Origin of the sequence: Georgenia faecalis (genome assembly GCF_003710105.1) — a bacterium.
In the GTDB taxonomy this organism is placed as follows: domain Bacteria; phylum Actinomycetota; class Actinomycetes; order Actinomycetales; family Actinomycetaceae; genus Georgenia_A; species Georgenia_A faecalis.
This window is the reverse complement of record NZ_CP033325.1, coordinates 2,164,679-2,187,889: the sequence shown is the minus strand read 5'-3', so window position 1 is coordinate 2,187,889 and position 23,211 is coordinate 2,164,679. Positions and strand designations below refer to the sequence as shown.

General features: G+C 75.4%; 15 protein-coding genes and 1 tRNA gene. 8 read left to right on the top strand and 8 right to left on the bottom strand.

Annotated features, from left to right (window positions below; all coding sequences use genetic code 11):
* Position 1 precedes the first annotated feature (1 nt).
* Positions 2-1,606 (top strand): Y-family DNA polymerase, encoded by a 1,605-nt coding sequence (locus EBO36_RS09485; RefSeq protein ID WP_244925252.1) that lies wholly within the window; start codon positions 2-4, stop codon positions 1,604-1,606.
* A gap of 79 nt (positions 1,607-1,685) precedes the next feature.
* Here the strand turns inward: EBO36_RS09485 and EBO36_RS09480 are convergent, their stop codons facing one another.
* Positions 1,686-3,674, bottom strand: coding sequence for an LTA synthase family protein (locus tag EBO36_RS09480; RefSeq protein WP_122824391.1), 1,989 nt, complete (start codon positions 3,672-3,674; stop codon positions 1,686-1,688).
* Between the two features lie 201 nt (positions 3,675-3,875).
* On the opposite strand from EBO36_RS09480, the gene EBO36_RS09475 reads away from it, so the two are divergent.
* Positions 3,876-7,199: an error-prone DNA polymerase gene (locus EBO36_RS09475; protein ID WP_122824390.1), complete on the top strand. Its 3,324-nt coding sequence runs from the start codon at positions 3,876-3,878 to the stop codon at positions 7,197-7,199.
* A gap of 20 nt (positions 7,200-7,219) precedes the next feature.
* On the opposite strand, the gene EBO36_RS09470 is transcribed toward EBO36_RS09475, so the two are convergent.
* Complete coding sequence (locus tag EBO36_RS09470) at positions 7,220-8,347, bottom strand: AI-2E family transporter (RefSeq protein ID WP_122824389.1); 1,128 nt, start codon at positions 8,345-8,347, stop codon at positions 7,220-7,222.
* Positions 8,348-8,663: 316 nt separating this feature from the next.
* Between EBO36_RS09470 and EBO36_RS09465 the strand changes: the two genes are divergently transcribed.
* Positions 8,664-9,554, top strand: coding sequence for a D-hexose-6-phosphate mutarotase (locus tag EBO36_RS09465; protein WP_122824388.1), 891 nt, complete (start codon positions 8,664-8,666; stop codon positions 9,552-9,554).
* 155 nt (positions 9,555-9,709) lie between these two features.
* Positions 9,710-9,794 (top strand) — tRNA-Leu (locus EBO36_RS09460).
* Between the two features lie 92 nt (positions 9,795-9,886).
* Here the strand turns inward: EBO36_RS09460 and EBO36_RS09455 are convergent.
* The 4 genes from EBO36_RS09455 to EBO36_RS09440 form a co-directional block, all read right to left on the bottom strand.
* Positions 9,887-10,756: a hypothetical protein gene (locus EBO36_RS09455; RefSeq protein ID WP_122824387.1), complete on the bottom strand. Its 870-nt coding sequence runs from the start codon at positions 10,754-10,756 to the stop codon at positions 9,887-9,889.
* Positions 10,757-10,764: 8 nt separating this feature from the next.
* On the bottom strand, positions 10,765-14,583 hold the full coding sequence (locus EBO36_RS09450; protein WP_164471425.1) for a Hint domain-containing protein: 3,819 nt from the start codon (positions 14,581-14,583) through the stop codon (positions 10,765-10,767).
* A gap of 188 nt (positions 14,584-14,771) precedes the next feature.
* Complete coding sequence (locus EBO36_RS09445; protein ID WP_244925251.1) at positions 14,772-15,926, bottom strand: PQQ-dependent sugar dehydrogenase; 1,155 nt, start codon at positions 15,924-15,926, stop codon at positions 14,772-14,774.
* A 26-nt stretch (positions 15,927-15,952) separates the two neighbouring features.
* The gene (locus tag EBO36_RS09440) at positions 15,953-16,813 is read right to left on the bottom strand and encodes an SDR family oxidoreductase (RefSeq protein WP_244925250.1); all 861 of its coding nucleotides are present in this window, start codon (positions 16,811-16,813) and stop codon (positions 15,953-15,955) included.
* A gap of 275 nt (positions 16,814-17,088) precedes the next feature.
* On the opposite strand from EBO36_RS09440, the gene EBO36_RS09435 reads away from it, so the two are divergent.
* From EBO36_RS09435 to EBO36_RS09425, 3 genes are all read left to right on the top strand, one after another.
* On the top strand, positions 17,089-17,661 hold the full coding sequence (locus EBO36_RS09435) for a GNAT family N-acetyltransferase (protein WP_122824383.1): 573 nt from the start codon (positions 17,089-17,091) through the stop codon (positions 17,659-17,661).
* Positions 17,662-18,008: 347 nt separating this feature from the next.
* Positions 18,009-20,099, top strand: coding sequence for a M3 family metallopeptidase (locus EBO36_RS09430; RefSeq protein WP_122824382.1), 2,091 nt, complete (start codon positions 18,009-18,011; stop codon positions 20,097-20,099).
* 20 nt (positions 20,100-20,119) lie between these two features.
* Positions 20,120-21,448: a M20/M25/M40 family metallo-hydrolase gene (locus tag EBO36_RS09425; protein WP_122824381.1), complete on the top strand. Its 1,329-nt coding sequence runs from the start codon at positions 20,120-20,122 to the stop codon at positions 21,446-21,448.
* A gap of 93 nt (positions 21,449-21,541) precedes the next feature.
* On the opposite strand, the gene EBO36_RS09420 is transcribed toward EBO36_RS09425, so the two are convergent.
* Positions 21,542-21,775 carry a DUF5703 family protein gene (locus EBO36_RS09420; protein ID WP_122824380.1) on the bottom strand — a complete coding sequence of 78 codons (234 nt, stop codon included), beginning with the start codon at positions 21,773-21,775 and terminating at the stop codon, positions 21,542-21,544.
* A 79-nt stretch (positions 21,776-21,854) separates the two neighbouring features.
* Between EBO36_RS09420 and EBO36_RS09415 the strand changes: the two genes are divergently transcribed.
* Complete coding sequence (locus EBO36_RS09415) at positions 21,855-22,136, top strand: DNA primase (protein ID WP_122824379.1); 282 nt, start codon at positions 21,855-21,857, stop codon at positions 22,134-22,136.
* Positions 22,137-22,167: 31 nt separating this feature from the next.
* Here EBO36_RS09415 and EBO36_RS09410 read toward each other — a convergent pair whose 3' ends face one another.
* Positions 22,168-23,133 (bottom strand): aldo/keto reductase, encoded by a 966-nt coding sequence (locus EBO36_RS09410; protein WP_122825578.1) that lies wholly within the window; start codon positions 23,131-23,133, stop codon positions 22,168-22,170.
* Between the last annotated feature and the right edge of the window lie 78 nt (positions 23,134-23,211).

Genomic DNA, 23,211 nt, shown 5'->3' with positions numbered 1-23,211 from the left:
GGTGCCCCCCGACGTGCTCGAGCTCCCCGGGGTAGTCCGCCGGGTCGCGCTGTGGGTGCCGGACTGGCCGGTCGCCGCCGCCGTCGCCGAGGGCCTGGTCGGGGCCCACGAGCCGGTGGCGGTCCACGACGGCCGGGGCGTCGTCGTCGCCTCCGCCGCCGCCCGGGCCCAGGGGGTGCGCCGCGGCATGCGCCGGCGCACGGCCCAGAGTGCGTGTCCCGAGCTCGTCCTCCTCGGGGTCGACGACGCCCGGGACGTCCGCGCGTTCGAGCCCGTGGTCCAGGCGGTGGAGGAGGTCGTCGCCGGCGTGGAGGTCGCCCGGCCGGGAGTCCTCCTCATGGCGGCGCGCGGGCCGAGCCGGCACGTGGGCTCCGAGGAGGCCCTCGCCGAGGCGCTCGTCGGGGTGGTGGCCCGCGACAGCGGCGCCGAGTGCCAGGTGGGCATCGGGGACGGGCTGCTCACGGCGGTGCTCGCCGCCCGGTCCTCGGTGCTCGTCCCGCCCGGGACGCCCGCCGCACGGGCCTTCCTCGCCCCGCACGACGTGCGGGTCCTCGATTACGTGGCCGGCACCCGCCGCCTGCGCGCGGAGCTCGCCGACCTCGTCGACCTCCTGCGCCGGCTCGGGCTGCGCACCCTCGGGGCGCTCGCGGGCCTGCCCACCGGGGACGTCGCCGCCCGCTTCGGGTCGCTCGGGGTGCTTGCCCACCGCCTCGCGCGTGGCGCGGACCTCACCCCGCCGGTGGCACGCCGCCCGGAGCAGGACGTCCTCGTGCGCGCGGACCTCGACCCGCCGGCCGAGCGGGCCGACGTCGCCGCCTTCGTCGCCCGCGGGCTGGCGGAGGAGCTCGCCGAGCGGCTCGCCCGCCGGGGCGCGGTGTGCGGGCGGCTCACCGTCACCGCGCGCACCGAGGACGGCGGCGAGCTCGTGCGCACGTGGCGCCTGGACGGGGCGCCGACCGCGCCCGAGCTCACCGACCGGGTCCGCTGGCAGCTCGAGGGGTGGCTGAGCGGGCGCAGCGACCGTCCGCCCAGCGCCCCGCTCACCCGTCTGGAGCTCACCGCCGAGGAGGTCAGCCCCGCCGGGGCGGTGAGCGACGGGCTGTGGGGCCGGCGCGGCCGGGGAGAGGTCCAGGCCGAGCGTGCGGCCCTGCGCGTCCAGGGCCTGCTCGGCCCCGAGGGCGTGCTCGTCCCCGTCCTCCAGGGCGGGCGGGACCCGCGCTCGCGCGCCCGTCTCGTGGTGTGGGGCGACGAGCCGGCGCCGCTGCGGCGCGTCGACGCGCCATGGCCGGGCCACCTGCCCGCCCCGTCACCCGCCACGGTCCCGGCGCAGCCGCGGCAGGTCGAGGTGCTCGACGGCGAGGGTCGCCCCGTCGGGGTCGACGCACGGGGCGCGATGAGCGGCGACCCGGCCCACGTCGTCGACGGGGGCGAGCGCCTCGAGGTGCTGGGGTGGGCGGGGCCGTGGCCCATGGTGGAGCGGTGGTGGGCCGCCCGGCCGGAGGAGCGGCGCCGTCGGGCGTGGCTGCAGGTGAGCGTGGCGCGCTCGCCGGCGCTGCTGCTCGCCCTGGCCGACGGCGCCTGGTGGGTCGAGGGGGTCTACGACTGAGGCGGTGCGCCGCCCGGCGCCGGCTCCGGGGCCGGGCGGGCCGTCGCCCGCGCCGCCCGCCACGGCGCCCCCGCGCACCTCAGGGGACGGTGGTCATCGCCTCGAGGCTGTGGCGCTCGCCCACGGACAGGTCGTACTGGACGAGCCGGTAGTCCTCGAGGAGCTCGCGGCCGCGCGGCGACAGGTCGGCCTCGCTCGTCGGGCGGCCCTGCGCGTCGAGCATGATGCCCGCCTCGTCCGCGGCGATCTCGCCGGACAGCTCCTCGAGCAGCGCGTCGTACGGCGTCAGCGGCGCGTCCGCCGCCGCCAGCAGCTGGTTCATGAGGAGGTACGGGGCCACCACCGGGGGAGTGTCCACGGGGGCGGTCTCGAAGTTCGCCCACACGAACCACGGGGTCTCGTGCAGGGTCTGCTCGGTGTTGGCCGACTGCACCGAGCCGGGCCACATCGCGGGCAGGTGGTCGCCGTAGAAGAGCACGATCGTGCGCTCGTCCATCGCCTCGAGCTCCTCGAGGAGCTGCGCCATCGCGTCGTCGCTGTGGCGCAGGCCGCGCAGGTACTGCCCGATCCCCTCCGCCTCGCCGGGACCGAAGTCGCCCGTCGCGCCGATGGGGTCGGTGAAGTTGCCCCCGTAGGGGCTGTGGTTCTGCATCGTCACCACGTTGACGAGCAGCGGGTCCTCGGTCTCCTCGAGCTCGTCGAGGACCTCCCGGTAGGTGGCCTCGTCGGAGATGTGGGTGTCGTTGCCCACCTTGTCGCGGTGCCCGATGGTGTCCCAGAAGGTCTGCCGCTCGAAGCCCAGGACGGGGTAGACGACGTCGCGCCGGTAGAAGCTGGGCGCGTAGGGGTGGACGGCGAGGGTGGTGTGGTCGGGTCCCAGCCGGTCCGTCACCGACGGGAAGTCGTCGTGGTGGGGGACGAGCATGGGGTAGGGGGCGTGCATCTGCGGCTCGAAGTTCGCGATGCTCATGCCCGTGAGGACCTCGAACTCGACGTTGGCGGTGCCACCGCCGAACCCGGAGCTGAGCATCGTGCCCGACGGGGTGGTGCCCATGAGGTCGCGGGTGAAGGGGATGGGGTCCTCGTCGACCTCGACGCCCGAGAGCCGGGTGGGGTCGGTGAAGGTCTCCCCGAGGATGACGACGACGTTGACGTCGTCGAGCGCACCGGCCTGCCGGGTCGCGTTGACCTCGAGCGCGGCCTGCTCGTAGGTGGCGGCCAGCTCGGCCATCCGCTCCGCGCTGTACCCCTCGGGGCGCTCCATCGCCTCGCCGCGCATGTTGTACAGCGCGCCGGCGACGAACCCGTTCTGGGCGTAGTTCTGCACCTGGTTCCACTGGGCCCAGGTGACCGGGATGTCGTCGTAGGCCTCCCGGAGCGGGTTCCCCTCCTCGTGGAAGCCCATGACGACGACGAGCCCCGCCACGCCCGCCACGGCGAACGCGGCCCGCGACCCCCACCGGAACGCGCGCTCGACCCGCGTGCGGCCGCGGCGCGCGCGCCAGGACAGCACCGCGATGGCGGCCACGACGGCCAGGACGGCCAGCACCGCGCCGGCGGCGACCACGGGGCGGACGCCCGCGGTCTCGAGGAGCAGGCCCGGGTGGGCGAGGTACTCCAGGTCCGACGGGTACAGCGGCTCGCCGCGCTGGGCCATCTTCTGGTGGTCGCCGACGGCGATGACGGCGGCGGCCGCGAGACCGAGGAGGGCGGTGGCCCACATCGACCCGGTGACCGCGAGCAGCAGGGCCACGAAGGGCCACACGACGAGGGTCCCGAGGACGAACAGCTGGGAGGGCAGCGTCGCCCAGCGCTCCTCGGGCTCCATGTAGGCCTCGGTCCGGACGTGGACCATCTCCAGCCCGCGCGCGACGGCGATCGCGAGGACCACGGTGACGGCGAGGGGGAGGACGACGTGACGCAGCACGTGCCGCAGCGCCCGGGACGACCGGCGGGGAGGCCGGGGCCCGGCGCCGTCCGGGGCGTCGATCGCGGCGGCGTCGGCGCTGACATCGGCGCCGTCGTCGCTGGTCGCGGTGACCGTCGTTCCCGTTGCTGTCTCGTGCATGGTGTGTGTGCCGTTCGGGTCGGAGAGGCTGCTGCGGGCGGCCGTGACCGTAGCGGCGGGGAATCCTATCTGATCATCCTGGCAGAGCGCGAGGGTCCGGTCGAGGGAGTTTCGGCGGGCCGGCCCGGTCCTCGGCCAGGCCCCGCCCCTCGCCGCCGCCTCTCGCGCGTATCCTTCGAACATACGTTTGAAGGAGGTGTCATGGCCCCGCGCTACGCCGAGCTGCACGCGCACTCGGCCTTCAGCTTCCTCGACGGCGCCAACCAGCCTGAGGAGCTCGCCCTGGAGGCGGCCCGCCTGGGCCTGAGCGCCCTGGCGCTCACCGACCACGAGGGCCTGTACGGCGTCGTGCGCTTCTCCGAGGCGGCGCGGACCCTCGGCCTGCCCACGGTCATCGGCGCCGAGCTCAGCCTCGACTCCCCGGAGCGCCCGACCGGCCAGATGGACCCGCCGGGCACCCACCTGCTCGCGCTCGCCCGCGGCCCGGGGGGGTACGCCCGGCTGTCCCGGGCCATCGCCGAGGCGCACCTCGCCGCGGGCGCCAAGGGGCGGGGCGACTACCGCCTCGAGGAGCTCGCCCAGGCGGCGGACGGGCAGTGGCTCGTCCTCACCGGCTGCCGCAAGGGGGCCGTGCGCCGGGCGCTGGAGGACGAGGGTCCGACGGCGGCCCGGCGCGAGCTCGACCGGCTCGCCGCGCTCTTCGGCGCCGGCAACGTCGCGGTCGAGATCACCGACACCGCCTCACCCCTGGACGGCCCGCGCAACGACGCCCTCGCCGACCTCGCCCACGACGCCGGCCTGCCGCTCGTGGCGACCGGCGCGGTGCACTGCGCCCGACCGGGGGACCAGGCGCTCGCGGGGGTCCTCGCCGCGGTGCGGGCGCGCGCCACGCTGGACGAGATCGACGGCTGGCTCCCCGCCGGGGCCGCGTACCTGCGCTCGCCCGGGGAGATGGCCCGCCTCCACGCCCGCCACCCCCAGGCGGTGCCCACGGCCGCCGCCCTCGCCGACGAGTGCGCGTTCGACCTCCAGCTCGTCGCCCCGAACCTGCCCCCGCACCCGGTGCCGGCCGGGCACACCGAGGCGACGTGGCTGCGCGAGCTCACCTACCGCGGCGCGCGCGAGCGGTACGGCCCGCCCGGTGCGGAGCGGGTGAGCGGCGCCTACGCGATGATCGAGCACGAGCTCGAGATCATCACCGCCCTGGGGTTCCCCGGCTACTTCCTCATCGTCCACGAGATCGTCGAGTTCTGCCGCGCCCAGCACATCCTGTGCCAGGGCCGCGGCTCGGCGGCGAACTCGGCGGTGTGCTTCGCCCTGGGGATCACCGCCGTCGACGCCGTCCAGCACCGGCTGCTCTTCGAGCGGTTCCTCTCGCCCGGGCGCTCCGGCCCGCCGGACATCGACCTCGACATCGAGTCCGGGCGGCGCGAGGAGGTCATCCAGTTCGTCTACGACCGCTACGGGCGCACCCACGCCGCCCAGGTCGCCAACGTCATCTCCTACCGGCCCCGCTCCGCGGTGCGGGACGCCGCCCGGGCGCTGGGGTACGACGTCGGCCAGCAGGACGCGTGGAGCCGCAGCATCGAGCGCTGGCGCAGCCTGCGCAGCCCCGACGACGGCGACACCGGGGCCGCCCAGCGCACCCGCGACGGCCGGGCCCCGGCGCCGGCCGACGACGTCAGCGGCATCCCCGACGCCGTCGTCGACGTCGCCGAGGACCTCCTGCGCCTGCCCCGCCACCTGGGCATCCACTCCGGCGGCATGGTCCTGTGCGACCGGCCCGTCATCGAGGTCTGCCCGGTGGAGTGGGCGACCATGCCCGGGCGGACCGTCCTGCAGTGGGACAAGGACGACTGCGCCGACGCCGGCCTGGTGAAGTTCGACCTGCTCGGCCTGGGGATGCTCACCGCGCTCCGGATCGCCTTCGACGAGGTCAACGCCGCCGAGGGGCGCACCGGCCCCGACGCGCTGGGCCTGCACTCCCTGCCCCAGGAGGACCCCGCGGTCTACGACCTGCTGTGCGCGGCGGACACGGTCGGCGTCTTCCAGGTGGAGTCCCGCGCCCAGATGGCCACCCTGCCCCGCCTGCGGCCGAGGTGCTTCTACGACATCGTCGTCGAGGTGGCCCTCATCCGGCCCGGGCCCATCCAGGGCGACTCCGTCAACCCCTACATCAACCGGCGGCGGGGGCGCGAGCCGGTGACCTACCTCCACCCGCTCCTCGAGCCCGCTCTGTCCAAGACGCTCGGGGTGCCGCTGTTCCAGGAGCAGCTCATGCAGATCGCCATCGACGTCGCGGGCTTCTCGGCCGCCGAGGCCGACCAGCTCCGCAAGGCGATGGGCTCCAAGCGCTCCACCGAGCGGATGGAGGCCTTGCGGGAGCGGCTCATGGCCGGCATGGCGGCGAACGGGCTGCGCGAGGACGTCGCCTCGCAGGTGTACGACAAGCTCAAGGCGTTCGCCGACTTCGGCTTCCCCGAGTCCCACGCGTTCTCCTTCGCCTACCTCGTCTACGCCAGCGCGTGGCTCAAGGTGCACCACCCCGAGGCGTTCTACGCCGCGCTGCTCGCGGCCCAGCCCATGGGCTTCTACTCCCCGCAGTCGCTCGTGGCGGACGCCCGGCGGCACGGGGCGCGGGTGCTCCGCGCGGACGTCCAGGTCTCCGGCGTCCAGGCCGGCGTCGAGCGGGCGGACGACGGCGGTGGCCGGGTGGAGGCCGACGACGGTGCGCGCGCTGCCGGGACGCCTGCGCCCGGGACACCTGCGCCCGGTACGCCTGCGCCCGGGCCCGACCCGGCCGGGCTCGTCCACCCCCGCGCCGACCTCGCCGTCCGGCTCGGGCTGGCCCCGGTCCGCGGGCTGGGGGAGGCGACGGCCGAGCGGATCGTCGCCGAGCGCGAGCGCGGCGGCCCCTACGCCGACCTCGCCGACCTCGCCCGGCGGGTCCGGCTCACCGCCGCCCAGCTGGAGGCGCTGGCGACGGCGGGCGCGCTGGACTGCTTCGGGCTCGACCGGCGATCCGCGCTGTGGGCCGCCGGCGCGCTCGCCGGCGAGCACGGCGTGCTGCCCGGCACCGCCGTCGGCTACGTCGCCCCCATGCTCCCGGGGATGGAGGACGTCGAGACCGCGGTGGCGGACGTGTGGGCCACCGGGGTCTCCCCGGACAGCTTCCCCACCCAGTTCCTGCGCCCCGAGCTCGCCGCCGCGGGGGTGGTCCGGATCGGCGACCTCGGTCGCTGCGAGCCCGGCGTGCGCGTGGAGGTGGCCGGCGTCGTCACCCACCGGCAGCGGCCGGGGACGGCGGGCGGGGTCACCTTCCTCTCCCTCGAGGACGAGACGGGCCTGCTCAACGTCGTGTGCAGCCCGGGGCTGTGGAGCCGGTACCGGCGCGAGGGCCGCACGGCCGCCGCGCTCGTTGTCCGCGGCCACCTCGAGCGCGCCGACGGCGTCGTCAACCTCGTCGCCGACCGGCTCGAGCACCTCTCGCTCCGGGTGGCCACGCGTTCGCGCGACTTCCAGTGAGGGGCGCCGGGCCGCGGCCGCTACTCGCGCCCGGCGGTCCGGGGCAGCCGCCCCGTGATCGGCGGGTCCGGCTCGTGGAGCGTGGAGTAGACCGCCCAGATGACCGCGAGGAGCGGGATCGCGACCACCGCCCCGAGCAGCCCGGCGAGGAACGTGCCGGCGGTGACGCCGAGGGCGACGACGACCGGGTGGAGCGAGACCTGCCGCCCCATGACGAGCGGCTGGAGGAGGTGCCCCTCGATCTGCCCGATGGCGGCGATGCCGATCGTGACGATGACCGCCGTGAGGATCCCGTTCGCGGCCAGCGCGACGACGGCGGCGATGATCATGGCGAGCGGGGCGCCGATGAGGGGGATGAACGCGCCGATGAAGACGAGGACGGACAGCGGAGCCGAGAGCGGCACGCGCAGGACGCTGAGGAGGATGAAGGCGAGGACGGCGTCGGCGAGGGCGACGATCATCGTGCCCCGCGCGTACCCGGAGAACGTGTACCAGCCGGCCCCGGCCGCGACGTCGACCTTCTCCCGCGAGCGCGCGGGGAGCTGGTTGAGGAACCAGCGCCACATGTCCTCCCCGCGCAGGAGGAAGAAGACGGTGACGAACAGCGACAGGGCGAGGATCGTGAAGACGAGGGCGACGGTGCCGGCGTTGCTCAGCACCTGGCCGACGAGGTCGCCCGCGTTGGCCGTGACGTACTCCTGGCCCTGGGCGACCAGGTCGTCGATCCAGTCGAGGATCTCCGCCTGGGTGAAGTGGATGGGCAGCGGGCCGTTCTCCACGAAGTCGAGGATCGTGTCGATGCCGTTGCCGAACTGGTCGGCCAGGTCGGCCCACTGACCGGCCACCGAGGTGATGACGTAGGTGAGGATCCCCGCGACGGCCCCGAACGTGGCGAGGAGCGTGACGATCATCGCCAGGGCTCTGGGCATGTGCCGCGCCAGCAGGCTGACGATCGGGTAGAGCACGGAGGTCACCACGGCCGCGAGGAACACGGAGATGAAGACCACCTGGATGCGCGACGTCGCGAAGACCACCATGGCGACGACGATGACGATCCCGATGAACAGCCATGCCGCCGTCCCGTACCGCCGGATCCAGCGCGGGACGCCGTCGTTGTCGTGGGAGGCCCGCACCGCCCGCTCGGGCATGCGGCGCACGGTGAGGCGCCCCGCGTAGGAGGGGCGCGGGTGGCTCGCCGACCGGGGGGCCGGCGGCGTGGACGGGCCGGGGCCCGGCTCGGGCGTCCCCGTGGGCGGTGATTCGCGCCTGCGCACCCTGCCGAAGAGCCTCACGTGCCGCCCTTTCCTCCATCGACCCGGTTGATCGTGGACAGTGTGCACCACCTCCCGGGCGGCGGCTTCGGTGACACCCGTCGCGGCGCGGGGGAGCCGCGGGGCGGGTGGTCGGCCGCGGGGCACGTCAGGGACGACGGCGGCGGGGGGCGGTGCGCGCTAGCGTCGCTCCATGGTATCGACACCCGACCTCCCCGACCGCGTCCGGCTCGTCCCCGGCGACCTCGACCGGCTCGTCGTCGACGCGCCGTCGGCCACCGCCGAGATCTACCTCCAGGGCGCGCACGTGACGGCGTGGGCCCCCCAGTCCCAGGCGCCGGTCCTCTTCACCAGCACCGCCAGCGCCTTCCAGGAGGGGCGGGCGATCCGGGGCGGCATCCCCTTGTGCTTCCCGTGGTTCGGGCCCGGGGAGTCCCGTGACCGCAGCCCCGCGCACGGCTTCGCCCGGGTGCGGCCGTGGGAGCTCGTCGAGGCCGTCGAGGAGGGCGACGCCGTCACCGTCGTGCTGCGCCTGACGGACGACGAGCGGACCCGCGCGGCCTGGCCGCACGCCTTCGAGGCCACCTACCGGGTGACGGTCGGGCAGTCCCTCACCCTCGCCCTGGAGGTGCGCAACACCGGGCCGGTGCCGGCGCGCTACGACGAGGCCCTGCACACCTACCTCGCCGTGAGCGACGTCGCCTCGATCCGGGTCCGCGGCCTCGAGGGCGTCCGCTTCACCGACGAGGCGGCCGGCACCGAGGGCACCGAGAGCGAGCCGGTGACGTTCGACGGGGCCCTCGTCGACCGCCTCTACCCGGGCACGGACGCGGACGTCGTCGTCGAGGACCCCGGGCACGGGCGCTGGATCCGTACCCGCACCGAGCGGTCGCACTCGCGGATCGTGTGGAACCCGGGAGCGGAGAAGGCCGAGGCGATGGCGGACCTCGAGACACGTGAGTGGCGTCACATGGTGTGCACCGAGGTGGGCAACGTCTGGGCCGACGCGGTCGAGCTCGCCCCGGGGGAGACCCACACCCTCACGGCCGAGATCGCCGTGGGAACGCTGGACGGCGAGGCCTGAGCGGCGCGCGGCGCGCTCGGGCCGCCGTCGCCGGTGCCTCGCCACGGGGTCTGCGGGGCGACCGCCCGGACGTGGAGGCGGTTCGATCGGGGGTCCTCTGCCGTGCTATGTTTCTCCGCGTCGCCACGGCCCCTTGAGGGCCGCGGTGGTCACTCGTCCGGGTGGCGGAAATGGCAGACGCGCTAGCTTGAGGTGCTAGTGCCCGTATAGGGCGTGGGGGTTCAAGTCCCCCCTCGGACACTCGTTGAGACAGCGACGCGAAAGGCCCCTGACCCGCCGGTCAGGGGCCTTTTGCGTGCGCGGGGTGCGGCTCCCTACCGGGTGAGCCGCCCCTACCGGGTGAGCCGCCCGAGGTGCCGCTCGAGCTGCCTGCCGGCGTAGATCTGCTGGAAGTCGGGGGCGAGGACGCCGCGCTCGCGGGCCTCGTCCTCGCCCAGGTCGCGCAGCGCGCCGTCGGGACGCTCGGCGGCGCCGTAGGGTCCGACGCCGGGGGCGCCGGGCCGGTGCAGCACCTCCGGCGCGTCCGGGAAGCCGACGATCAGGTTCTCGTCGTGCCCGACCACGCGCCAGTGCCCGTCGGCCACCGCCTCGTCGTCGGTGTAGACGGCATGCGCTGCGGCGGGGGCGCCCGGGGCCGGGGGCCGGGGCGCGTGCGTGCCGCGGAAGAGCCCGAGCGCGGTGCCGAACACGTTCCGGTCGAGGACGACCCCGAGGTGGTACGTCCCGTCGGTGGCGGGAATCGCGACGACGTCGCCGACGGCGGCCCGCTGCGGCGCCGTGACGGTGCGCACGGTCACGGACGTCACGTCGCCGGGATCCACGTCGGCGAGCGTGCCGGGCGGCAGGCCACGCAGCCCCTGGCCCACGAGCGTGGCGAGGTCCTCCAGCGTCGGCCGGCCCTCGCTGTCGCGGAGCCGCGCGGCCAGCCGGCCGAGGAGGTCCCCGGCGTCGACCACGGGGGCGTCACCCAGGTCGCCGGCCCGGGAGGGGCCCTCCGCCGGGGTCGCGCCGCGCCGGAGGCGTGGCCTGAGCTCGACGGGGACCGGGGGAGGGGCGTCGAGGTCGTCCCCGAGCGAGGCGGCGCCCCAGCCGAGCACCTCGAGCAGCTCCGCCAGCCGGGGCGGGCCGCCGAGCCCCTCGGCCACCGTCTGCGCCAGCCCGGCCAGCTCCGCCGTCGCCGCCGCCACCACCTCCTGCGCCATGCCGCCTCCTAGCCGCATCCTTGCCTGACCTGCCGGTACTCGAGGTACTCCGGCATCTTCGTCGCGTCGAGGGGATCCTGCCGGTTGCCGCGGTAGTTCTCGCCGTCCCGGCCGATGATCGTCCCGTTGTCGACGGCGTTCTGGTGCTCGACCAGCCGTGCCTCGCCGTACTCCCGGCTACCGGGGACGAACTCGAGGACGTCGCCCGGGACGACGTTGCCCTCGGCGTCGACGCTCGTGGGCGTGAACCGGTTGTGGTTGCGTCCGTGGCGACGCGTCAGGCCGGCCGCCGTCTCCCCGGGGCGGCACATGCCCGAGTAGTAGATCCGGCCGGTCGCGTCCTTGAGCACGTAGTTGCGGTACCCCGGGCGGCTGAGGTACGCCAGGCGGTCCGCGGTGATGTTGTGGACGAGAACCCCGCCCGCGCCGACGAAGTAGTTCTCGGCCTCCGCGACGCTGAGGTTGTAGGTGGGCTCCGGCTCGTCCGGCGGCGCGTCCGCCACCTCGAGGACCGTCGCGGCGCCGCCGTCGAGCAGACGCACGGCGCTGCCCGGTGCGAGGTCCGTCGCCATCGTCCACGTCGCCGTGGCAGGCACCCAGAAGCGGTGCGCCGGCGTTGCACGGACCGTCTCGCCGTCGAGCCGGACGTCCACCCAGCGTGTGGTCGTCCCCCGCACGAGTGCGAGGACCGGCCGGGTGACCACCCGGCCCGTGGCGAGGTCGAGCGCGAGGACGCGGTCGCCCGCCGCGACGTCCTCGATCGGCCGGCGCCCCTCCGGGGTGGCCACCAGCGTCCCGGCGGGGAAGCAGATCGCCGGGTCGACGTCGGGCCCGTCCCGGCGCGGCTGGAGGTCCTCGATGTGGACGTCCTCGCTGGTGGTGCCCTCGGGGATGCGGTCCGGCTGGTCGGGGATGCGCTCGGGCTCCTCGCCGGGGTCCCGGGGACGGCGCGGCGTGGTTCCGTCGTCGGGCTCGGGGACCGGCCCCGTCCCGTCGTCCCTGGGCGCGCGCGGCGGCCGCGGCGTGGGGCCGTCGTCGAGCTCCGGCGCCGGAACGCGTCCGTCGCCGGGGCGGGCGCCGGGCGACGGCTTGCGCGTGGGGATCCGGCGGCCGACCGCCCGGCCCAGGACCTCGAGGATCGGGGCGAGGAGCATCGCCGCGAGGAGGTTCTTGTCCCAGGGATCCCCGTTGACGATGTTGATCACCGTGTTGGAGATGATCGCCGAGGCCTCGACGACGACGAACGTGCCGACGGCGGCGGCCGCCCCGGTAAGGCCCAGCCCGGCGACGACGCCGCTGCCGAAGAGGAACACCCCCGCACCGATGCCCCCGGCCAGACCACCGACGAGCGCGTTGCGGCCGACGTCGTCGAAGACGTCCCAGCCTCGCTTTCCCTGACGGACGTTGCCCGTCATCGTGCCGGCAGCAGCCCCCGCAGCCCCGGCGGCGATGCCCGCCGCCATGATGACGAACGGCGCCGCCGTGCCGGCGGACGCGATGATGATGATGCCGACGGCGAGCCCCACCACGAGGCCGACGAGGAACTCCGGGCTCGACACCATGTCCCAGAGGTCGGCGAGCTGGTTCTCCAGCCAGCTGCGCTCGGCGCGTTCCCGCGCCCGCGCCTGCGCCGTGTCGATGCGCGAGTCGAGCGTGCCCGTGGCCTCGGCCGTCTGCTCGGCGAGCTCCGCCTGCTGCTCGTCGAGGTGGGCGGCGTGCTGGGTGGCGAGGTCCGTCAGCGCCGGCTCCGCAGCCGCCACGTGCTGGTCGAGGACGCCGCTGAACGAGGTGACGGCGGCGTCGCCGGCGGTGCGGGCCTGGCCGACGGTGGCGGCGAGGCTGCCGGAGGTCGCGGTGGCCACCTCCGCCAGCCCCCGGGTGGCCTGGCCGGTGGCGCCGTCGAGCCCGGAGCGTGCCTCGGCACCGATCCGGTCCTGCGCGCCGAGCGCGTCCCCGGTAGCGCCGGCCAGGGCGGCGGACACCTCGTCCGTGCGCGCGTCGAGCGCCCCGGCGACCTGCGCGAGCCCGGCGCCCAGGCCGTCGGCGGCCGCGGCGACCACGGCCTCGGTGGCGCGCTCGTCGAGCGGCTGGGCGGCGAGCTGGCCGGTCACCTCCTCCACCTGACGGGCGGCCTCCTGGGCGGCGTCAGCGGCGGCCGACCGCAGGTGCGCGGCCGCCTGCTCGCCGGCGCGCGCGATCTCCTGGCGCTGGGCGGCCGCCTGCTGGGCCAGCGCTTCCACCGTCCGGCGCTCGGCGGTCCCCACCGCCTGGAGGGCTGCGTCGCGGCGCTCGGCGACGGCCGCCATGCCGCTGTCCGCGGTGCTCGACAGGGCCGTCGCGGCCGCCGTCTTGGACTGGCTGAGCTGGCCGGCGAGGCTCTCCCCATGGGTACCGAGTCCCTGCGCCAGCTCGGTGCCGAGGCCGGTCATGCCCTGGGCGACCTCCTCGCCCTGGGACTGCATCGACCGCGCCGTGGTGGCGGCGGCGGCGTCGACCTCGGCGGCGGTGTCCTCGACGAGCTCGCTCGCACTGGCCGCCTGCGCCGAGCGGACGGCCTGGTCCGTGGCGTCGGGTGCGGCGGCCTGGCCGGCGGCGCGCGCGGCACTGACACGGGTCTGGGCCTGGACGCCGGCGCCGGCGGCGGCGGCCGCCGCGGCTGCCCTGGCCTGCGCGGCGCGCTGCTCTCCGCCCTGCCGGGCGGCGTCCTGGCGTTCGGCGAGCGTCGCACTGCCTGTCGCCAGGGCCGCCTGGTGCGCTGCGGCGTTCTCGCCCCCGGCGGACGCGGCCGCCCCGCCGACGGCGCCCGTCGCCCCGGCGGCCGCCGCCTGGACCTGCCCGCGGGCCGCCTGCGCGGATGCCGCCGCGGCGGTCTCCTCCGCGGCGGTCCGCTCATCCACGGCAGCGAGCTGCGCCTGCACGGTCTGGGACACGCGCGCGAGGCCGGTGGTGAGCCGGCCCTCGAGCTGAGCAGCCGCCTCGGCGTGGTGCTGGCGGATGCGCTCGAGCGCCACGCTCTGGTGGGGCGTGGGCGCGGCGGTCGGGACCCGAGGCGTCACGGCCGTCGGTGAGGTGAGGGCGGCCAGGGCCGCGGCCGAGGCCAGGGCCACCGGGCCTGCGGCGGCCGGGCCCGCGGCGGCGGGGCCTGCGGCGCGGCTGGCGGCGGCCGGACCGGCGGGTGCTGCCGGGCCGACGGTGGTCGGCGTGGCCAGGGGCGTGCCGGCCGCGGCGGGAGGGGGTGCGGTCCCCGGCCCGCGGCCGGGCGCCGTGGGTGTGCGGGGCGGCGGCGCAGCAGGAGGTGCGGGCGGGCGCGGGGCGGGTGGCGGCCCGCCGGGCGTCGCCAGCCGGGCCGGGGCGGGTGGCGGGTCGAGGGCCGAGGCGCCGGTCCCGGGTGGCGCGGGGAGCGCCGGGGAGCCGGGGAGCGGCGGACCAGGCGGCGCGCGGCTGCCGGTGTCGGCGTCGACGGCGCCCGGCGCGGCCGCGGTTGCCGCGCCGTCGTCGACGGTCGTGGCTGCACTCAGCGTCGTGGGCGAAGCGCTGGCGGCCGTGGAGGCGACACCGCCGGCGGCCGTGGAGGCGACGCCGCCTGCGGCCGGGACGCCGTCGACCGGAGTCGGGGTCCCGGCGGGCGGACCGCGTCGGGGCGCGAGCAGTGCCGCCACGGCCCGGTTGCCGGCGCCGTGCTGCAGGGCCAGGACGCCCATGGGCGACGGCGGCAGACCGGCCGAGATCGTCGCCGGCTCACGCGGTCCCACGTCCGCGCCCGGGATCTCCCGGTGTCCCGCGGGACCGAGTCCGTCGGCGCGTTCCTCACGCGCCTGCGTGCTCACGCCTCGAGGGTGACCCCGCCGGGGCGTGCGGATCTACCCGCCTGACCGGTTCCTGCCCAGACGGGCAACGACCCTGCCCCGCCGTCGTCGCCGGCGCCGTGGCGACCGGCGCGCTGGCCATCGGTCGTGACGGTCGCGAGGGCCACCATCCGCAGACAAGCCGGCCCGCGGCCCCGGTCCGGTACCCCTCAGAGCCACCCCTCGTCGAGCGCGATGACCCGGTCGTCCCCCTCGCGCGGCGCCCCGCGGAACGTGTTGCTCGTGACGAGCCACAGCGCGCCGTCGGGGGCGACCGCCACGGTCCGCAGGCGCCCGTACTCCCCGGCGAGGAGGCGCTGGGGCTCGCCGGTCGTCCCGTCGTCGGCCAACGGCACCCGCCAGAGCGACTCCCCGCGCAGCGCGGCGAGGTAGGCGGCGTCGGCGGTGACCGCCAGGCCGCTCGGCGAGGCGTCGGCGGGGGACCACTGGGCTAGCGGGTCGGCGAACCCGTCCTCCCCGGCGACGCCCTCGACCACCGGCCACCCGTAGTTCCCGCCGGCCTCGATGAGGTTGAGCTCGTCCCACGTGTTCTGGCCGAACTCGGTGGCGAACATCCGCCCGTCGTCGTCCCACGCCAGGCCCTGGACGTTGCGGTGCCCGCTCGACCACACGGGCGAGCCGGCGTCGGGGTTACCGGGGGCCGGGGCGCCGTCGACGGTGACCCGCAGGATCTTCCCGCCGAGGGAGTCGGGGTCCTGCGCACGGTCGGGCACCGCCGCGTCCCCGGTGGCGACGTAGAGGTAGCCGTCCGGGCCGAACGCCAGGCGGCCGCCGTTGTGGTAGCTCTCGCGCGGGATCCCGGAGAGGACGACGACGTCGGGCACGAGCGTGTCGCCGTCGAGGCGCATGCGCAGGACGCGGTTCTCGTCGGCGGCGGTGAGGTAGACGAAGACGTAGCCGTCCGTGGCGACGGCGGGGGAGACGGCGATGCCGAGGAGCCCCGCCTCGTTCTCCGCGGCGACCCCGGGGACGGTGCCCACGCTCACCGGCTCGGCGCCGCGCCGCACGCGCAGAACCTCGGCGCGGTCGCGCAGGGTGACGAGCGCGGAGCCGTCGGGCAGGAACGCCAGGCCCCACGGCACGTCCAGGCCGGCGGCGACGACTTCCGGTTCGGCCGGCGGCGTGCTCGCGGGCGACGTCGTCGGGGCCGTCGTCGGCGGTGGCGGCGAGGCGGCTGACGGCGTCGGGACCGCGGACGTCGGGGCCGGGGCGCTCGGTGATGCGGACGGCGACGACGGCGCCGGGGTGCCGCCGTCGTCGGTGGCGCTGCAGGCGACGAGGGCGAGCGTGAGTGCCGCCAGCACCCCCGCCCGCCCTCGTCCGCGCACGATCAGAAGACCGGCTTGCCGCCCGTGACACCGAGCACGGTGCCCGAGACGTAGCTCGCCTCGTCGCTGGCGAGGTAGACGAACGCCGTCGCCACCTCGATCGGCTGGCCCGGACGGCCCAGCGGCGCGTTCATCCCGAAGCCCTCCACGCTCGGCTTGGTCGACGGCTGCAGCGGCGTCCAGATCGGACCAGGCGCCACGGCGTTGACGCGGATGCCGCGGTCACCGAGCTGCGCCGCGAGGTTGACGGTGAAGTTGTTGATCGCCGCCTTGGTGGACGCGTAGTCGAGCAGGGTCTCCGACGGCTGGAAAGCCTGGATGGACGTGCAGTTGATGACGCTCGCGCCCTCGCCCAGGTGCGGCAGCAGCGCCTTGGTGAGGTAGAAGATCGAGAAGATGTTCGTCGCGTACGTCCGCTCGAGCTGCTCGGCGGTGATGTCCTCCAGCGACTCCTGCACCATCTGGTACCCGGCGTTGTTGACGAGGACGTCGAGCCCGCCGAACGCCTCGATCACCTTCGCCGCGAGGTCGATGTTCGCCTGCTCCGTGCGCTGGTCGGTGGGGACGAGCACGCACCGGCGCCCGGCGGCCTCGACCTGCTTCCGGGTCTCCTCGGCGTCCTCCTGCTCCTGCGGCAGGAAGGCGATGGCGACGTCGGCGCCCTCCTTGGCGAAGGCGATGGCCGTCGCGCGGCCGATGCCCGAGTCGCCGCCGGTGACGAGGGTGCGCTTGCCCTCGAGCCGGCCACGGCCGGTGTAGCTCGTCTCGCCGTGGTCGGGCACGGGCGTCATGGCGTCCGTGCGGCCGGGCCACTCCTGGTGCTGCTCGGGCAGGTTCTTGATCGATTCGGTGTCGGGGTTCATGGCCTCCATCTTTCGGCGCAGGGCGCCGGAGTGCATCCGGTGGCGGAGGGGAATGGGGAGCGGGCGCCTGCCGAGTTCGCTGGTTCCGACCGAGTTCGCCAGTTCGTGCCGAGTTCGATAGGAGGGATTGGCGAACTCAGCATGAACTGGCGAACTCGACGGTTGGGCAGGTGCTGAGTTCGCCAGTTGCCACCGAGTTCGCTAGTGCCGACCGCGTTCGCCGGCGGGCCGTATTCGCTACTCGGTGCGGGTTGGGCTCGATAAGGTCGCGGCGCATGGACACCTTCGAGCTCCGCGCGCCCGGCGTGCGCCTCGCCTCCCCGACCGAGGCCGATATCGACCGCATCGCCGAGCTCTGCCAGGACCCCGAGGTCCAGCGGTGGACCACGATGCCCTCGCCCTACACCCACGCGGACGCCGAGAGCTTCGTCGGCGACATGGTGCCGTCCGGCTGGGAGCGCGGCGGTCCGACCTGGGGCATCCGCGTGCCGCACGCCGACGGCGAACAGCTCGTCGGCATGGTCGGGGTGGACAGCCGGGAGCTGCGCAGCGCCGAGATCGGGTACTGGCTCGCGCCCGACGCCCGGGGCCGCGGCCTCATGCACCAGGCGGTCGGCCTCGCTCTCGACGCCGCCTTCGGGCAGCTGGACCTGGAACGCGTGGAGTGGCGGGCGACGGTGGGGAACTGGCCGTCGTGGCGCGTGGTGTGGCGGCACGGGTTCCGCAAGGAGGGGGCGGTGCGGGGCCTGGGCATTCAGCGCGGCATGCGTACCGACCAGTGGATCGGCACGCTGCTCGCCGACGACCCGCGCGAACCGGCAGCCCCGTGGGACGGCCCGACGGCGTAGCGCCGCGGTGGCGGGGGCGCGCCGCCCGAACCGGCGACGTCGGAAGGCGACGTCGGCACCGGGTGGCGCGGTGCGCGCCGCTCGCAGCGCGCTGGAGCTGGCGAACTCGGCACGAACTAGCGAACTCGGCGTTCGGACATGTGCCGACTTCGCCAGTTCGTGCCCAGTTCGCTAGTCCCACCTATCGAACTCGGCATGAACCAGCGAACTCGGCAGGAACCAGCGAACTCGTGGGGCCGGGTAGGGGCGGCACGCGGCATGTGGCAGCAGTGCCGCCGCCCCCCCCGACACGCCCACCCTCCGGCCGTCCCGGTCCGGCCCGACGGCGCTCGCGGCAGAATGCCCCCATGACCACTGACGCGACCGCCACGAGCGACGCCCTGCCCGAGCTCGACCCCGCGAACCCGTTCGCCGCCCCCTCGACGCTGCCGTTCGAGCTGCCGGACTTCGCGGCGATCCGCACCGAGCACTTCCGGCCCGCGGCCGAGGCCGGCCTGCGGACCCAGCGCGCGGAGTGGGAGGCGATCGCGACGAACCCGGCGGCGCCCGACGTCGAGAACACGCTCGAGGCGCTCGAGCGCTCCGGGCAGCTGCTCGACCGCGTCAGCACCGTCTTCTTCACGCTGGTGAGCTCCCGCGGCGACGACGAGCTCCGCGAGATCGAGGCCGAGCTCGCGCCGAAGATGGCGGAGCACCACGACGCGCTCTACCTCGACCGCCGCATCTTCGCCCGCCTCGAGGCGCTCGCCGACGCCGACCTCGACGACGAGACCGAGTGGCTGCTGCGCACCTACACGAAGGACTTCGTCCGCGCCGGCGTGCGCCTGGGCGACGCCGAGCAGGAGCGCCTGCGGGCCCTCAACTCGCGCCTCACCACCCTGGAGACGGAGTTCTCCCAGCGCGTCGTGGCCGGGATGGACGCCGGCGCCGTGCACGTCACCGACCGCGCCGAGCTCGCCGGTCTCGACGACGCCACGGTCGCCGCGCTCGCCCAGAACGCCGCGGACCGGGGCCGCGACGGCTACCTCATCACCCTCCAGCTGCCCACGCAGCAGGCGCTCCTCGCCCAGGCGACCGACCGCGGACTGCGCGAGCGGCTTTTCACCGCCTCCCTCACGCGAGGCACCGGCGTCGACGCCGAGAGCGACACGCGCGCGACGCTGCTGGAGATCGCCCGGCTGCGCGCCGAGCGCGCGCAGCTCCTCGGCTACCCGCACCACGCCGCGTACGTCGCCGAGGGCGCGACGGCGGCCACCACCGAGGCCGTCAACGCGATGCTCTCCCAGCTCGCCCCGCCCGCCGCCCGCAACGCCCGCGCCGAGGCGGACGAGCTCGCCGCGGCGCAGCCCGAGGCGCCGCTGGCGGCGTGGGACTGGTCGATCCTCGCGGAGAAGGTGCGCCAGGAGCGCTTCGCCCTGGACGACTCCGTCCTGCGGCCCTACCTCGAGCTCGACCGGGTGATCCACGACGGCGTGTTCTACGCCGCCACCCAGCTCTACGGCATCACCTTCACGCTGCGCGAGGACCTCGCCGGGTACACCGACGGCGTGCGCGTGTGGGAGGTCCGGGAGGCGGACGGCACGCCGCTCGGCCTCTTCGTCGGCGACTACTACGCCCGCGAGGGCAAGCGCGGCGGCGCGTGGATGAACAACCTCGTCGACCAGTCGCACCTGTTCGGCCGCTCGCCCGTGGTCCTCAACAACCTCAACATCACCCGGCCGGCGCCCGGCGAGCCGACCCTGCTCACGTGGGACGAGGTCATCACCGCCTTCCACGAGTTCGGCCACGCCCTGCACGGGCTGTTCGCCGACGCGCGCTACCCGTCGCTGTCCGGCACCAACGTGCCCCGCGACTTCGTCGAGTACCCCTCGCAGGTCAACGAGATGTGGGCGCACAACCCCACGGTCCTCGAGCACTTCGCCCGCCACCACGCCACGGGCGAGCCGCTGTCCGCCGACGTGCGGGAGACGCTCCTCGGCTCGAGCCAGTACGGCGAGGGTTTCGGCACCGCCGAGTACCTCGGCGCGGCCCTCCTCGACCAGGCGTGGCACCAGGTGGGCCCGGGGGACCTGCCGGAGGGGCCCGACGACGTCGAGGCGTTCGAGGCCGGGGCGCTCGAGGGGGCGGGCCTGCACCTCGAGCTCGTCCCGCCGCGCTACCGCTCGACGTACTTCAACCACACGTTCGGCGGCGGGTACGACGCGGGCTACTACTCCTACATCTGGAGCGAGGTGCTCGACGCCGACACCGTCGAGTGGTTCACCACCGAGGGGTCGCAGGACGCCGACGGCGGCCTCAACCGGGAGGCGGGGGAGCGGTTCCGCCGCACCCTGCTCTCGCGCGGCCACACCGCCGACCCGCTGTCCTTCTTCCGCGAGCTGCGCGGCCGCGACGCCGTCATCGAGCCGTTGCTCACCCGCCGCGGCCTCACCTCCTGACCCGCCGATAGGCTCCGTCCATGACCTCTGCGCCCGCTGCCGCCGTCGACCCCACCGAGGAGGTCGTGCGCATCTGCCGCGAGCTCATCCGGATCGACACGTCGAACTACGGCGACGGGTCCGGTCCGGGGGAGCGGGCGGCGGCGGAGTACGTCATGGGCCTGCTCACCGAGGTCGGCTGGGAGCCGGAGCTCTTCGAGTCCGCTCCCGGCCGGGCGTCGGTGGTCCTGCGCATCCCCGGCACCGACCCGACCCGCCCGGCGCTCGTCCTCCACGGGCACACCGACGTCGTCCCGGCGCGTGCCGAGGACTGGAGCGTCGACCCGTTCGGCGGCGTCGAGCAGGACGGGATGATCTGGGGCCGCGGCGCCGTCGACATGAAGGACATGGTCGCGATGATGATCGCGGTCGTGCGGGACATGGGGCGCACCGGGTGGCGGCCGCAGCGGGACCTCGTCGTCGCGTTCTTCGCCGACGAGGAGGCCGGTGGCGTCTTCGGCGCGCGGTGGGCCGTGGAGCACCGTCCCGAGCTCTTCGACGGGGCGACCGAGGCGATCAGCGAGGTCGGCGGGTTCTCCGTCGAGGTCGACGGGCGTCGCGCCTACCTCCTGCAGACCGCGGAGAAGGGCCTCGCGTGGCTGCGGCTGCTCGCCGAGGGCAGCGCCGGCCACGGCTCCCAGGTCAACGAGGACAACGCCGTCACGCGGCTCGCGGGTGCGGTCGCCCGCATCGGCGCCCACCCGTGGCCGCAGCAGCTCGGCCCGACGGTGCACCAGCTCCTCACCGGCGTGGCCGAGCTGACGGGGACGCGCTTCGACCCGGAGGACCCCGCGTCGGTCGCCGCGCTCGTCGACGCCCTCGGACCGGCGAAGAAGTTCGTCGGCGCCACGCTGCGGACGGGCTCGAACCCCACGCGCCTGGACGCCGGGTACAAGGCGAACGTCATCCCCGGCACCGCCGAGGCGAGCGTCGACGTCCGCTTCCTGCCCGGCGAGGAGGAGATGGTCAACGCCACGCTCGCCGAGCTCGCGGGCCCGGGGGTGCGGATCGAGGACATCCACCGGGACATCGCCCTCGAGGTGCCGTTCTCCGGAGACCTCGTCGACCACATGGTCGCCGCGATCGGCGCGGAGGACCCCGGCGCCGTCGTGCTGCCGTACATGCTCTCCGGCGGCACCGACAACAAGTCCCTCGCGCGGCTGGGGATCACCGGTTACGGGTTCGCGCCGCTCCAGCTGCCGGCCGAGCTCGACTTCGCCGGGATGTTCCACGGCGTGGACGAGCGGGTGCCGGTCGACGCGCTGCGGTTCGGCGTGCGGGTGCTCGCCCGGCTGCTGCGCACCTGCTGACGCCGCGCGTCGTCGGGCGGCCGCGCGTAGAGCGGACGGGCGACGGCGCCCGCACAACCGGACGGGCGGCGGCCCGGTCCGGGCGGCCGCGCGTCAGAGGGTGCTGCGGACCCGGATGATCTTGCGACGGAGCCACACCTTGCGCGTGCCGCCGATGTACAGGCGCGAGCGGGCGAGCTCCCAGCGGCCGTACTCCGCCTGCTCGGTGAGGAGCCGCCGGACGTCGCCACGGCTCGTGTCGCGGGGCAGGGACAGGACACGGAACTCGTACTCCACGCCGCCACGGACCTTGCCGGTGGCAGCGGACTCCGGCTCATACCACGTCATGCTCAGGGACGTCTCTCCTCGTCACAGGCCCGTCCATGGCGGAGTGGGCCATTGCTTCCCGCCAGGGTACGGTCTCCCCATGGCTACCGACCCGCGCGCCGCGCTCGACCGCTTCATCGCCGCGCTCGAGGCGCACTACGACGCTGCCCGGGGTTCGTCCGACCCGGACTCCCCGGCGGTCGATGCCGCGGCGAACGCCGTCGAGGACGCGTTCTTCACCTACGACGACGCGCTGTACACCCGCTTCCACGTCGCGGTGCCGCTCGAGGCCTACGGCGAGGACGACGACGACGAGGACGACGACGACCTCGAGGAGCTCGAGATCGAGGAGCTCGACGAGCTCAACGACGCGGACCACTGAGCCATCCGCTCCGCATCACCGGCGCAACGACTCAGCGCCGCTCGGGGTAGCCCAGCATCGGCGCGGTGACGTCGTCGAGTGCCGCCCGGATCGCCGGAGGCAGGTCCAGGTCGACCGCCTTGAGGGCGCCGCGCAGCTGCGCGGCCGTCCGTGCCCCGACGACAGCGGAGGCGACCGGCGCGGCGTCGCGCACCCAGGCGAGCGCGACCTCGAGCGTGGAACGGTCCAGACCCTCGGCCGCCGTCGCCACCGCCTCGACCACGCCGTGGGCGCGCTCGGTGAGGTAGGGCTCGACGAACCCGCGCAGGTGGGGCGAGGCCGCGCGCGAGTCGGCGGGCACGGAGCGCCGGTACTTGCCCGTGAGGACCCCGCGGCCCAGGGGCGACCAGGCGAGGACGCCGAAGCCGAGGGCGTCGGCCGCCGGGACCACCTCGCGTTCGATGCCCCGCTCGAGAAGTGAGTATTCGCACTCGACGGCGGCCAGCCCCGTGCGCTCGGCGGCCAGCAGCGTCGCGGCCTGCGCCGTCGCCCACGCGGGGTGGTTGGAGAGGCCGACGTAGCGGGTGCGGCCGGTCCGCACCGCGTGGGCGAGCGCGGAGACGGTCTCCTCGAGGGGCGTGACCGGGTCGGGCGCCTGGACGAGCCACAGGTCCAGGTGGTCGGTGTTCAGCCGGGCGAGGGTGGCGTCGAGGGTGTCGAGGAGGTTGCCGCGCGAGGCGTCGACGCCGGGGCCACCGGGGCGACGGCGCACCCCGGCCTTGGAGCACAGGACCACGTCCTCGCGGTCGACGCGGTCCCCGAGCAGCGCGCCGAGGAGCTCCTCGGCGGCGCCCCCGCCGTAGGAGGCGGCGGTGTCGAGCAGGGTGCCGCCGGCGTCGACGAAGGCGGTGAGCTGGTCGGCTGCCTCGTGCTCGTCGGTGTCCCGGCCCCAGGTCATCGTCCCGAGACCGAGGCTCGAGACGGTCAGGCCCGTCCGCCCCACCCTGCGCTGCTCCATGGCGGCCACGCTACCGGCGCACCGGCGTGGCTCCGACCTCCTGACCGCTCCCGCACGTCCCGGCGCCTAGGGTGGTCC

What these genes read in the sequence shown, in the direction of transcription:
- EBO36_RS09455 (WP_122824387.1), bottom strand. Translation starts at nt 10,756, where the DNA reads ATGGCGCAGGAGGTGGTGGCGGCGGCGACGGCGGAGCTGGCCGGGCTG.
- EBO36_RS09430 (WP_122824382.1), top strand. Translation starts at nt 18,009, where the DNA reads ATGACCACTGACGCGACCGCCACGAGCGACGCCCTGCCCGAGCTCGAC.
- EBO36_RS09410 (WP_122825578.1), bottom strand. Translation starts at nt 23,133, where the DNA reads ATGGAGCAGCGCAGGGTGGGGCGGACGGGCCTGACCGTCTCGAGCCTC.
- EBO36_RS09480 (WP_122824391.1), bottom strand. Translation starts at nt 3,674, where the DNA reads ATGCACGAGACAGCAACGGGAACGACGGTCACCGCGACCAGCGACGAC.
- EBO36_RS09420 (WP_122824380.1), bottom strand. Translation starts at nt 21,775, where the DNA reads ATGACGTGGTATGAGCCGGAGTCCGCTGCCACCGGCAAGGTCCGTGGC.
- EBO36_RS09470 (WP_122824389.1), bottom strand. Translation starts at nt 8,347, where the DNA reads ATGCCCGAGCGGGCGGTGCGGGCCTCCCACGACAACGACGGCGTCCCG.
- EBO36_RS09435 (WP_122824383.1), top strand. Translation starts at nt 17,089, where the DNA reads ATGGACACCTTCGAGCTCCGCGCGCCCGGCGTGCGCCTCGCCTCCCCG.
- EBO36_RS09425 (WP_122824381.1), top strand. Translation starts at nt 20,120, where the DNA reads ATGACCTCTGCGCCCGCTGCCGCCGTCGACCCCACCGAGGAGGTCGTG.
- EBO36_RS09465 (WP_122824388.1), top strand. Translation starts at nt 8,664, where the DNA reads ATGGTATCGACACCCGACCTCCCCGACCGCGTCCGGCTCGTCCCCGGC.
- EBO36_RS09415 (WP_122824379.1), top strand. Translation starts at nt 21,855, where the DNA reads ATGGCTACCGACCCGCGCGCCGCGCTCGACCGCTTCATCGCCGCGCTC.
- EBO36_RS09440 (WP_244925250.1), bottom strand. Translation starts at nt 16,813, where the DNA reads ATGAACCCCGACACCGAATCGATCAAGAACCTGCCCGAGCAGCACCAG.
- EBO36_RS09475 (WP_122824390.1), top strand. Translation starts at nt 3,876, where the DNA reads ATGGCCCCGCGCTACGCCGAGCTGCACGCGCACTCGGCCTTCAGCTTC.